Below are 12,500 nucleotides of genomic sequence, written 5' to 3' on the forward strand. Positions count from 1 at the left end.
ATGCTCTCGTTGAAGAGCAACCGCTTTTTGCTCTGGCAGCTTACTTCTGCTCTTCTGCCGGGGCGGCTGGTGTTTCGGCAGGCGCAGCCGGCTCTGTCGACGGTGCTGCCTCAGGCGTTGCCGGCGCCGGAGTTTCGGGCGTCGTCGTCGCTGCGGGAGCCTCCGGCGTTGCCGCCGGCGCTTCCGGAGCCTTCGTTTCAGCAGGCTCTTCCTTGGCAGGTGCCGCTGCTTCTGGGGCCGGTGCCGGCGCCGTCTCCTCCTGCGTTGCCGCGGGCGCGGCCTTTTCCTCGCTCTTTTCGTCCTTCTTTTCCGAGCAACCGCTCACCAGCACTGCTAATGCCGAAAATGCCAGGACGGTCGCCTTTTTCGCTATATTTTTCATAATTCTACTCCGCGTTGCTCCCATTATTCATGGCCGCCTTGGACGCGCCCACGCAGGCCTCTTTGGCCTGTCTGACCCTACAGGCTTGGAAAATCGGCAGCGTTTCGTCAATCCGGTCTGCGAAAAATTGCTTACGTCCAGGCAGAAGCGCCCCACCCCCCACCGCAAAGACGGCGTTCAATAAATCACGCCACCCGGCCGGTCCGCCCGCGTGCGGGCCAGCAACACATCACTTTTCTTTGTGGAGCCGCAAATGGCTGCCCACCTTGGATCGAAATTCAGGATAAGCATTTGTGTTCAGGGAATTGGCCCTGACAATGGAGAGCATCATCGATGCTTCTGGTGAAGACGCTTGTGCACACGAGCCCAATCGCGGGTCTCGGACTTTTCGCTTCTGAGCCAATACGAGCCGGACAAGTCTGGTGGCGATATGATGCTCGGATCGATCGAATCTTCTCGCAGATCGAATTCGAGCAGCTGCCTGATCAAACGAAGGATTGGCTGACCACTTATGCCTATCTCCACGACGGGACTTGGATCCTGTGTGGTGATCACGCGATGTTCGTCAATCACAGCGAACATCCAAACAGCGTGACCATCGGCGACGAGAGCATCGCATTGCGCGACATCGCCGTTGGGGAAGAGATCGTCGAAAACTATCGAGAGTTCTGCGATGACTGGCCGATGATGCCATTCGCGCTCGGAGCTTTGGAAGCTGGCGACGAAAACAGAGAGCGCCCCCTGGTCTGACGCATCCGCGTTTGCCCAGCGGCATAGAGCGAAGGTACCGTTCGTTCCTCATCTGGAGGACGCGATAGCGTATTATGCGCGTCGCGTCCTGCTTGATTTCTCTCAAACTCGACCTGGATGGCTTTCGCACCGCGAACGATGCCAAAAGGCAATACGCGGCGGCGCTATTTCCGCCCGTGCAACCCGCCGGTCTTTACAGAATGCTAGTAAGCTGATTAATCCGAACTAAGCAGGAAGCGTACTGCCAAAAGGGTGGGGGATGCGAACAGCAACAGCAAGAGTGTGGATCGCGAAGATCCTCATAATTGCGTTCGCGTGCCGGGCGCTTATTCCCGTCGGCTATATGCCCGACTTCGATGCGCTATCGAAAGGCGTCGTCAAGGTCGTTATTTGTACGAGTAGCGGCGACCAAGTAATTGCGCTCGATGCTAACGGCAAGCCGCATCCGGCCCAAAACGGCGCACATGTTCATCATCCGTGCGCCTTCTCCGGCCTTGCCAGTGTCGACCTTCCCGACCTTGGCTTGAATTCACCGAAACCTGCATTCGTTGAAGACAATCTGCCGAATGCATCCCAAGCGGCTATGTTGCCGCCAGCCCGTGCCGGACCCGGCCTGGGTTCAAGAGGCCCACCTGATTTCTCCTGACAACTGCACTCGGTGCGAGCGCGTGTCGTCGCGCTTGCTGTCTCTACAAAGTTCAGGGGAATTAGCTCATCATGTCATCGCAAGCACTGCGCTTCGTACAGGCGCGTGCGCGCACGATTGCCAATTGCACATCGTTTGCCGCACTTTTTCTATCCGCTCCAGGCGCTATCGCTCAAACCACGTCCGACTCGCAGGATCTGGCACCCGTCGTCATCGAGCAAACAAAGTCAGCTCCCAAGCCGAAACCCAAGCCCCAAAAGACGGTCAAATCGACGCCATCGAGCGCGAAATCCAGCGCATCGACAAGCACCCAGTCCAAGCCAACGAACCAGTCAACACAATCGTACCCGCAGTCGGCAGCCTCAGAACCGGCCCTTGCCCAGCAGGACCAGGAGACTGTCCCGCAAAGCGTGGGCAGCACGGGGCTTGCCGTTCCAGCCAATACCGCGACTGTAACACGGCAATCGATTGCACCCGATATTCCCGCAACCAGCGACACCGTGAAGATCCTGACCAGAGTACCGGGTGTCAGCGCCTATCAAGCCGGTGGGCTTTCGTCTTTGCCTGTCCTCAACGGACTTGCCGACGATCGCGTTAAGGTGGTCGTTGGCGGGGTCGAGGTCACATCGGCGTGCGCCAATCACATGAACCCGCCACTGTCTTACGTGCCTCCGAGCTCGATCGGCTCCGTCGAAGTGACAAGCGGCGTGACGTCGGTGTCCAAAGGCGGCGACAGCCTGGGTGGGACCGTGCTGGTTGAACGTCCCGACGCAACATTTGCCGATATCGGCGAGGGTGTACAAGCGTGGGGCAGCGTTTCGAGCTTCTATCGCTCAAACGGCGACGGCTTCGGCGGCAGCGTGATCGCAGCGGCGGCGACCAGCAATTTTAGCCTTCGCTACGACGGATCGTTTGTGCAGTCGGGAGACTATGACCGCGGCGACGGCGGCGATATCGTGCGATCGACGGACTACAAGGCTTGGAACCATGGGGTGACGCTCACCGCACGCTCCGAAGACGACGTTCTCACTATACATGGTGGGCTGCAGCGCATCCCGTATCAAGGGTTTCCCAATCAACGCATGGATATGGGCGATCCGACCGGCGACATTCTCGGCAACGAGGCTTACGAGATCGACGCGCGCTACAAGCGGCGGTTGGACTTTGGCCTTTTGGAAGCCAACGCCTTCTACAATCACGTCAAGCACTACATGAACTTCCTCGACGACAAGGGCGGCAGCACCCCCACGACCGGAATGCCGATGTTCACCAACAGCGTCGAATATGGCTACGGCATCAAACTCGAGATGCCGGTTTCGCCCACCGGCGTGGTCCGTGTCGGCAACGAGCTTCACATGCAGGACTACGATGAATGGTGGAACGCCACCTGCACCGACAGCATGGGCGGTATGGGTATGGGCGGTATGGGTATGGGCGGCATGGGTGGAATGGGCGGTATGGGCTGCATGATGGGCCCGCAGACGTTCTGGAACATCAATGGTGGCTCACGCGATCGTCTTGGCACATTTGTCGAGTGGGAGAACCGCTGGTCGCGGGCTTGGTCTACGCTGATCGGCGCGCGCAACGACGTCGTGTGGATGGATACTGGTGACGTGCAGCCCTACAATCCGATGCCGAGCATGATGAACCCGGATGCCCAGGCGGCACTCGACTTCAACGCCCAGGATCATAGCAAGACCGACGTGAACTTCGACGCGACGGCCATGGCGCGCTACCAACCCGATGCCGCCTCCACGTTCGAGCTGGCCTATGGCCGCAAGACGCGCTCACCCAATCTGTATGAGCGTTATGCTTGGGCCCGCGGCAACATGGCGATGAACATGGTCGGCTGGTTCGGCGACGTAAACGGATACACGGGCAATCTCGATCTCAAGCCCGAGATCGCCAACACGGTGTCGTTCACGGCCGGCTGGCAAGATCCGGTGAGGCGCGCTTGGGCGTTCAAAGTCACGCCGTACTACACCTACGTTCAAGACTTCATCGACGTCGATACGATTGGCACGGTGGTCAGCGGCACCAGCTTGTTCGCCAAGCTTCAGTTTGCCAACCACGATGCACAGCTCGCAGGTGTGAACGTTTCCGGCGAAATGCAGCTCTGGAACGACCACGACTTCGGCGCGTTCGCGCTCGCCGGAACGCTTGGGTACGTCTATGGCGAGCGAACCGACGGCGGCGCGCTCTATCACATGATGCCGATCAACGCCCGCTTGACGCTTATGCATCAGCTCGGAAGCTGGTCGAATGCGGTTGAATTCCAGCTTGTCGGCGACAAGGATCGCGTCGATGAACGCCGCTATGAACCGACCACGCCGAGCTACGCGCTCGTCAACATGCGAACCAGCTATGAATGGGAAAACGTGCGCTTAGATCTCGGCGTCGTGAACCTGTTCGACAAGCTCTACTACGATCCACTCGGCGGACGTGACTTTGCCGATTGGAAAGTGGAAGGCGGCACCATAGGTCCCGTGCCGGGCATGGGCCGCTCGTTCAACGCAGGGCTGACGGTCAAATTCTGATCACCCGCAGACCTGAAATCGAAAGGGCCGGTGCGACATCAATCGCATCGGCCCTGTTTCGTTTGTTCCAGCTTGCGATCCGCGCTTGCCTAAGCTACCGCAACTGGCCTCGACGTCCGCTCCGGCGAACGTTCGCGTTGCGGGCCGCGCTCGATGTAAGCCAGATCGCACAACCCGCCACCGAAATTGATGTGATGCCAAAGCTGGGTAGAAAGCACGCCACCCAGCCCCATGCTCATAAAGACGCGCCATGACGGCACCTTACCCGCGACATAACGCTGATAATCGCGGCGCACGGCATTGACGTCGAAATAGCCGGCTCGCGCCAAAGATTCCGCGCTCATGAGTTGCTCGACGTACTCTGGCGGACTTTCAAAGAAGCTCTCCGCAAACGGTGCGCGGAACATGCCCTTCGGGCGCCATGCCACCTCTTGCGGCAGCAAACGCTCCGCTGCTTTGCGCAACAGGAATTTGTCCTGCTTGCGACCTCTCAGCTTCAGATCGGGGTGGATGCGCGCGGCGGCATCGATAACGCCGTTGTCGAGGAAGGGATAGCGCGTCTCCACACTGTTCGCCATCGCAATACGGTCGCCCTTGTGATTGAGCAGAAGCCCGGGCAGATGCACCTTGTATCCAAGATACAAAGAGCGGTTCAGCGGATGCCAGCGGCGCATACGCTCCAAATCGAGCGGGATATCTTCGTAGGCCGAATAGCCCTCAAGCGCGACCTTGGTCTCCCGGCTGTAGTACATATGACGCGAGCGTGCGACGAGACTGTAGAGCAACGTCTGCGCATGCGGACCGCCCGACAGCTGATCCTCGCGCACGATATCACTCCAGCGCGAAGCAGGTGACGTCAACTTGCGCAGCACACGACTGCCAAGGTGGCTGGGTCGAAACCGACCGACATCAAACATCCGCTCGAATTCGTTGGTCTTGAACCATACGTATCCGGCGAACGCTTCGTCAGCGCCTTCTCCAGTAAGTGCTACCTTGAAATTCTGGTGATGAACTTCCGCGGCAAGCGAATAGAGCGCGGCACACGAAGTGTCGATGACAGGACTATCGGTGGCGCGGATCAACGACGGATAGACGTCGCGAATCTCTTGCGGCCCGCATGTCACTATGGTCGGCGTGCTGCCAATGTGACGCGCCGAAACCATGGCATCGGACACTTCATCCAGTTTGCCGGACGGAACACGGATGGTGAAGCTGGGCGGTGGCGTGCCGCGGATCTTCGCGGCTGTCGCCAACACATAGGCAGAGTCGACGCCGCCGCTGAGATAACCGACGACCGGCACGTCCGCCCGCAAGCGTAGATCGACCGCATTATGGAATGCGGCTTCGAACTGATCGACCAGAGGCGTAATATCTTCCGGGTTTTCTTCCTCCCCAGCATCGGGGAAGTCGAAGTCCCAATAGCGCCGTTCGACGATCTCGGCAGGACGGCGATCAGGCCGGAATGCAATCTTGAGGTAATGTCCCGGCAGGACGGCATTGATGCCGGCGAACATGCTACGCCGACCACCGATCGCGAAGAAATTGAAAATCTGGTCAAGACCGCGACGGTCGCAAATCGGCGTCACGTCACCTGATGCAAGAATGCTCTTGGGCTCGGAAGCGACGTACAGCCAATCGCCCTCGCGCGCCCAGAACAGGGGACATACTCCGGCCCGGTCGCGTGCCAGGAAAATAAGCCGCTGCTTAAAGTCCACGATAATGGCAGCGAACTGACCATTGAGCTTCAGGAAGACGTCCTCGCCGTGATCTTCGTAGAGATGCACCAGGACTTCCGTATCAGTCGTCGTCTTGAAGACGTGGCCCTTGGCCTTTAGCGCCTGCCGCATTGCCTCATGATCGAACAGCTCGCCGTTAAACATAACCGCGACGGTACGATCTTCATTGAAGATCGGCTGGCGACCGTACTCAATGCCAACGATGCTCAGTCGACGATGCCCCAGGCCCATACCAGGCGCGAATAGATAGCCATCTTCGTCGGGTCCGCGATGGACCAAGGCCTCCGTCATAGCCTCAACGGTCTCGCGATGGGGCTCACGTCGGCCGCACAGATCGATAATACCGGCAACACCACACATTGGTATGAGGGACTTTCTTGTTGTTTTGGCCAACTAGGCTGTTTGGCTACATGCGCGCCTCAGGCGTAAGCATCCACTTTTGCGCGCGACTTGGGAACATCTGCGCGCCGCGCGCTGTAAGGCAGATGTGGGCAACCCCTGCCCGGCAAAATGCCCTTGCGACAAAAGGCATGGATTTCCTGTGCTTGAATAGTCAAATTGCAGCTGAATTTCGACCTCTAAATGACGGCTAAGTCATACTGAAACACTCCAGTTGTGGCAAATTTTGCTTAATGCAGGGGCCGCAGGTTTGCCGGCAGCGAGACGTGGCCGCCCTTTTTGGGACATGATGCGGTCGGCGAAATGATGTAGCACGCTTTTCCGGGGGCCGTTGCGGACCTCTTCTTTCAGCCCGCCAATACACCAGATCACATGACCAGAACTTCTGTAAACAGAACACTTACCCGAGTGTATTGGATCCTAGGTATCGTGCTGCTGCTCCTTCTAGGAGCCAAGTTTGCCGATGACGTTCCAGGCGTGCCGGCTGAAGTGATATCCATCGCCAGTCAACTGTATGAGTTCATGCGGGACATGTCGTTGCTGATTGCCACCGGCGGCGTCGCCTACATCTCCAACATTTTCCAGAAGCGCTCCAAATTCGTCGAAAGTCTCGAAGAAGAATGGCGCAACATCGTGCGCACGAAATCCGTGCTGCTTACCTATTGCGAAAAGCCCTATCACGCGACGGACGATTATCTTGCCGCCTTCAGCCGCATAAGTGAAACCATCGATACGATGCGCATCGTCTACAAGAACTCCGGCGAAACGGACGCGCTCGTGGGCCTCTATCCTTATGCACCGCTTCATGACATGCGCCGCGTGCTACAGACGCTTGATCCGCGCAATCCCACGCCACCTTCAGATGAACAAAAGAAGTTGGTCCGTGACGCCATCCTGCAAGCGTTCTACGCGCTGCGTGAGAGCTTTCTGGAAGAGCTGGACCTGGAACAACCGACGAATCCGCTGCTGATCTCCGGCGGACGGCGCCTCAAGACGTCAGGAGCTGATACGGCTGCGCGCATATTGCAGGACCGCCAGCGCCGACGTCAGGACCTTTCGGCTGCACCAAGGCCAGATATCGAAGCTCTATTGGCCGAGCTGCGGGCTAAAGAGAAGGACCCAAACGGTTCCTCTCTGCCAGCTCGATGACTTCGAGACACAACTGTGGCGTCTAAATTCTCTGACCAGACGTAAACACCGGCTGCGCTTTCGCCATGCTCGCGCGGCGAGCAGCCTGAATGGGCGCTTCAAGTGCTGCGTATGCTGCATTGACCCTGCGTGCCATGGCCGACAGGTAGTCGCGCACTTCGACAGGCAGAGCGACGTTGGCGAAACGGTCGGGATGGTAGACCTTCGACAGGTTGACGTAGGCAGCCCGGATCTCGTCCCATGCAGTGCCCTGGGCGACGCCGAGGATGGCATAGGGATCGAATGTCTCGTTTTCACGCACCCGCCCCTTGAGGTGATTGGCGTTGGCCACCGAAACAATCCGCACCGTCTTGATCGTGTTGCGGCTTATAAGCGACCGCTCGCCCTCGTAGGTCTCGAAGTCCAGGAAATGCGTAGGCCCGTTGAGGACTTCATAGATATTTCGGCTGGCGGAGATCACGAACCGGCCCTTCAGGATCTGGCCATCATCAAGCGTCAACTCGGCCGGGACCGTCACTTGCTGGACGGCGGTGTCAACTCGGTTGCGTTCGAACATGTCGCAGATCTCCAAGGGCGGTCCGAGGGCTGGTGTGCCGGATTGACACGAGGTGCATGCCGCCCGGCGATGTTGAGCCAGCTCTTTCAAGATGCGTGCTAACCACGTTAATTTTCGCAGCCCTTAGCCTCCGGGCGCCTCGGATCGGCGATCGCGGGTCGGTTGCAATCAGGCAAAGACGGCCGCATTTGGCGCGGGCGCGCGTCCAAACCGCTCTAGCTTGCAGGCGTCCACTGTGCTACGCGGAGGGCTGATTTTGCGCCGCACAAAGCGGGCGCCCCAACTTCAGGCACATTCATGAATCTCCGCAATATCGCGATCATCGCGCACGTCGACCATGGCAAGACGACCCTCGTTGACGAGCTGCTCAAACAGTCGGGTGCATTCCGCGAGAACCAGAAGGTCGCGGAACGCGCGATGGACAGCAACGACCTGGAGCGCGAACGCGGGATTACGATCCTCGCCAAGTGCACCTCGGTTGTCTGGAGGGACACCCGCATCAACATCGTCGACACGCCGGGCCACGCTGACTTTGGCGGAGAGGTCGAGCGCATCCTCAACATGGTCGACGGTGTGATCGTGTTGGTGGACGCTTCCGAGGGTCCCCTGCCGCAAACCAAGTTCGTCGTCTCCAAGGCGCTGCGCCGTGGGCTACGACCCATCGTAGCCATCAACAAAATCGACCGTCCCGACGAGCGTCACTTGGACGTTCTGAATGAGATCTTCGATCTGTTCGCCAATCTCGATGCGACCGACGAGCAGCTCGACTTCCCCGTGCTCTACGGATCAGGACGCAACGGCTGGATGGCGCGCGACCCGTCCGGTCCGCAGGAGAGCATGGCGCCGCTGTTTGATCTTGTACTTGAGCATGTTCCGCCGCCGACGGTGATGGAGGGTGGTTTTCGCCTGCTGGCGACCACGCTTGAAGCCGATCCCTTCCTTGGGCGCATTCTGACGGGCCGCATATCCTCTGGCACTGTGAAACCCAATCAGCAGGTGAAGGCACTGCGCCACGACGGCACTCAAGTTGAGAGTTTCCGCGTGCAAAAAGTTTTGGCGTTTCGAGGACTGGAGCGCACCAGCGTCGAGGTCGGCGAAGCAGGAGACATCGTTGCGCTTGCCGGCATGACGGATGCAACCGTCGCCGACACGCTGTGCGACCCCTCGATTGAAGAGCCGTTGGCCACACAGCCCGTCGATCCGCCGACGCTCTCGATGACGTTTCGCATCAACGACGGTCCGTTCGCAGGCCAAGAAGGCGACAAAGTGCAAAGCCGCGTTATCCGCGACCGCCTGCTGAAAGAGGCGGAGCGCAACATCGCGATCCGCATCGTCGAACACGACGACAAGGATAGTTTTTCGGTGTCTGGACGCGGCGAACTGCAGCTTGCCATTCTGATCGAAAACATGCGGCGCGAGGGCTTCGAACTTACCGTTTCGCGTCCGAAGGTCGTTATCAAGGTCGATGAGGAAACAGGGCAGAAGCTGGAGCCGATTGAGGAAGTCATCATCGACGTCGATGACAACTACACCGGCGCCGTCGTTTCCAAGTTGTCGGAACGCAAAGGCGAGCTGCTCGAAATGCGCCCCTCCGGCGGTGGGCGCACGCGCATGGTGCTGCACGTTCCAACCCGCGGATTGCTCGGTTATCAATCCGAACTCTTGTCCGACACGCGGGGCACCGCCGTGATGAACAAGCTGTTCCACTCCTATGCGCCGTTCAAGGGCGAGATCCCTAGTCGCCGCACCGGTGTGCTCATTTCGAACAGCCCCGGCGAAGCGGTGGCCTATGCCATCTTCAATCTTCAAGACCGCGGACCGTTCATGATCAATCCGCAGGATCGCGTCTATGAAGGCATGATCGTGGGCGAGCACACGCGCGACAACGATCTGGAAGTGAACGTCATCAAGGGCAAGAAGCTCACTAACGTGCGCGCATCTGGCAAGGATGACGCCGTGCTGCTGACCCCGCCGATGAAACTCACGCTGGAAAAAGCGATGAGCTACATCACGGATGAAGAGCTTGTCGAAGTGACGCCCAAATCGATCCGTCTGCGCAAGCGCTGGCTTGATCCCAACGAGCGTAAACGCCAGGAGCGCAAGCGCGAGGCGGAGCGCGAAGCAGGTGCGGCATAGCGTACCCTGAGCATATTTTGGGAAAACTTCCGGGATTGCATCGCAGCTGAATCGTCCTCAAGTCGTAGGTAGGCAGTGTTTTGCGCACCGCAGGCACGTGTTTGCGCGTCGCACATTTCGCAAGATTCCCGCCTCGACCTGGACAAGGAGACCACCATGAAAAGACTCGCAGCTGTTGCTTTTTCGATCTTCGCAATCTCGGCCCCGGTTCTTGCCGATTCCAAGCCCTCCGAGGAGGAGGCCAAGAAGATCACGGAGGCCCTGACAGCAGCGGGGTATTCCGGTGGCGAGATGGAAAAGGAGTCTGAGGGCTCAGGCGTCTATGAAGTCGATGACGTCAAGGACAAGTCGGGTGCCCAGTTCGACATCAAGCTCGATAAGGACTTCAAAATTATCAGCGTCACGCGCGATTGATATTTACGAGCGATGTGCGCGGGCAGCTCAATCGGGCTGCCCCTTTTTGCGCCGTGGCGCCTATCGAGCGCTGAAATCTCTCGGCAGACCGCTGCACCTCCTGTGCAACAGCGCTATTTGGGGCTGGCAAACGTCCCGTTGGGCGCTAGTCTTAACGCGCCCTGAGAGTGTACCGGGACAGGGCATAGGGACAGAGCACATTCGCGTCGATGCGACTTTGCGCAATTCCCAAGCGCCTTGAAGGGACCTCACTTGACGACTGACGCCGACAATATCTCCGCTGGCGCCTTGGCTGCCGGCCGGGCGTCGGCGTGGCCCTCTGACGTCTCGCCGACGCAGGAATTCTCAGCGGCTCTGGATTATTTGCGCGAAGGCGACGGACACCTTTTCGTCACCGGCCGAGCTGGCACCGGCAAATCCACGCTGCTCAAAGCCCTGCGCGACCAGATCGCCGGCGAAATCGTTGTACTGGCACCCACCGGACTTGCCGCCATCAATGTCGGCGGACAGACCATCCATTCCTTTTTTGGTTTTCCGCCGCGCCTTATCCAGTCGAGCGACATCCGCCGCAGCCGCAATGGCCGCATCATGCGCAAGCTCGACTTTCTCGTAATCGATGAGGTTTCGATGGTGCGCTCCGACCTGATGAGCGCGATCGACCACGCCTTGCGCGTCAATCGGGGGCGCGCGCGAGAAGCCTTTGGCGGAGTACGGCTGATCATGTTCGGCGATCTGCATCAATTGCCGCCGGTGGTACAGGAAGCGGAAGTTGCCGCCCACCTAGCTGAAACTCATGGAGGACCATTTTTCTTTTCGGTCGGCGCATTGCAGGAAGGCGTTGGCACTGTTCGCCTGGAGCTAACCCAGGTCTTTCGGCAAAAGGACGAGGCGCTGGTTCGGGTCTTGAACCGGGTGCGCGATGGCGAAGCAACCCAAGAAGAACTCGATATTCTCAACGAGCGGGTTCACCCCATCCGCACACTCGGTGAGGGCGAGCCTTATGTGATCTTGACCCCAACGAACGCGGTCGCCCGGCGCATCAACAATGCCTACCTCGACGCGCTTCCCGGTAACGCGCGCAGATTTGCAGCCGGCATTACGGGAGATTTCAACGAGAGCGCCCAGCCCGCCGATGCCGCGCTCGAACTGAAGCCCGGCGCCAAGGTGATGTTGTTGAAGAATGATCCTGACCGGCGATGGGTCAACGGCTCCATTGCACGGGTGTCCCGACTGACCGACAAACAAATCTGGATCGAAATCGACGGCCGGGAGTTCGAGGTCGAGCAGACTTCATGGGAGCATCGCCGTTACGCCTTCGACCAGGCTCAAGAAAAAATCGTCGAAACCGTTGCCGGTACATTCAAACAATTTCCGCTACGGCTCGCGTGGGCGCTGACCATCCACAAAGCCCAAGGGCTTACGCTCGACAAGGTCTACGTTGACCTCGCACGGGGTTCATTTGCCCATGGGCAGACATATGTCGCTTTGTCGCGATGCCGGTCACTGGAGGGGCTCGCAATGGCCCGCCCTCTTTCCCCATCCGACATCCTTTTCGATCCTGCCGCGACGGGATATCGTGATGCATTTCCGACACTTGTCTAGAACAAGTTGGCTAACCATCTATATTGCGACTGCGAATTTCCTGCCGCAGCATTTTCGCTTAGAAGCCTTATAAAGTGCACGAATAGTCAAATTGAACGTCGTTTTTAAAATCGCGCATCTTATTTTATGTTGCGCCGCACAACAAAGTGCCTTACATACACATTGCCTAATGAACAGCCGAGCCCCGGCATCC

General features: G+C 58.6%; 10 protein-coding genes. 7 read left to right on the top strand and 3 right to left on the bottom strand.

Annotated elements, in window-relative coordinates; translation table 11 throughout:
- Nucleotides 1–40 precede the first annotated feature (40 nt).
- Nucleotides 41–382, bottom strand: a complete 342-nt coding sequence (locus R3D51_04045) for a hypothetical protein (GenBank protein ID MEZ5898646.1) — start codon at nt 380–382, stop codon at nt 41–43.
- Between the two features lie 333 nt (nt 383–715).
- Here R3D51_04045 and R3D51_04050 point away from each other — a divergent pair, with 333 nt between their 5' ends.
- The 3 genes from R3D51_04050 (at nt 716) to R3D51_04060 (ending at nt 4,315) form a co-directional block, all read left to right on the top strand.
- Nucleotides 716–1,132: an SET domain-containing protein-lysine N-methyltransferase gene (locus R3D51_04050; protein ID MEZ5898647.1), complete on the top strand. Its 417-nt coding sequence runs from the start codon at nt 716–718 to the stop codon at nt 1,130–1,132.
- Nucleotides 1,133–1,391: 259 nt separating this feature from the next.
- Nucleotides 1,392–1,778, top strand: a complete 387-nt coding sequence (locus R3D51_04055; GenBank protein ID MEZ5898648.1) for a hypothetical protein — start codon at nt 1,392–1,394, stop codon at nt 1,776–1,778.
- Between the two features lie 71 nt (nt 1,779–1,849).
- The gene (locus R3D51_04060) at nt 1,850–4,315 is read left to right on the top strand and encodes a TonB-dependent receptor plug domain-containing protein (GenBank protein ID MEZ5898649.1); all 2,466 of its coding nucleotides are present in this window, start codon (nt 1,850–1,852) and stop codon (nt 4,313–4,315) included.
- An 89-nt stretch (nt 4,316–4,404) separates the two neighbouring features.
- Here the strand turns inward: R3D51_04060 and asnB are convergent, their stop codons facing one another.
- Nucleotides 4,405–6,411, bottom strand: coding sequence for an asparagine synthase (glutamine-hydrolyzing) (gene asnB, locus R3D51_04065; protein ID MEZ5898650.1), 2,007 nt, complete (start codon nt 6,409–6,411; stop codon nt 4,405–4,407).
- 447 nt (nt 6,412–6,858) lie between these two features.
- Here asnB and R3D51_04070 point away from each other — a divergent pair, with 447 nt between their 5' ends.
- A complete protein-coding gene (locus R3D51_04070; protein ID MEZ5898651.1) occupies nt 6,859–7,599 on the top strand; it encodes a hypothetical protein in 741 nt (246 codons plus the stop codon).
- A 22-nt stretch (nt 7,600–7,621) separates the two neighbouring features.
- On the opposite strand, the gene R3D51_04075 is transcribed toward R3D51_04070, so the two are convergent.
- Nucleotides 7,622–8,155: a J domain-containing protein gene (locus R3D51_04075; GenBank protein ID MEZ5898652.1), complete on the bottom strand. Its 534-nt coding sequence runs from the start codon at nt 8,153–8,155 to the stop codon at nt 7,622–7,624.
- A gap of 297 nt (nt 8,156–8,452) precedes the next feature.
- Between R3D51_04075 and typA the strand changes: the two genes are divergently transcribed.
- The 3 genes from typA (at nt 8,453) to R3D51_04090 (ending at nt 12,307) form a co-directional block, all read left to right on the top strand.
- Nucleotides 8,453–10,291 (top strand): translational GTPase TypA, encoded by a 1,839-nt coding sequence (gene typA / locus R3D51_04080; GenBank protein ID MEZ5898653.1) that lies wholly within the window; start codon nt 8,453–8,455, stop codon nt 10,289–10,291.
- 156 nt (nt 10,292–10,447) lie between these two features.
- Entirely contained in the window at nt 10,448–10,705 is a 258-nt protein-coding gene (locus R3D51_04085; protein MEZ5898654.1) for a PepSY domain-containing protein, read from the top strand.
- 252 nt (nt 10,706–10,957) lie between these two features.
- Complete coding sequence (locus R3D51_04090) at nt 10,958–12,307, top strand: AAA family ATPase (GenBank protein MEZ5898655.1); 1,350 nt, start codon at nt 10,958–10,960, stop codon at nt 12,305–12,307.
- Nucleotides 12,308–12,500: the final 193 nt, after the last annotated feature.

The organism is Hyphomicrobiaceae bacterium (assembly GCA_041397645.1).
In the GTDB taxonomy this organism is placed as follows: Bacteria; Pseudomonadota; Alphaproteobacteria; order Rhizobiales; family Hyphomicrobiaceae; genus Hyphomicrobium_B.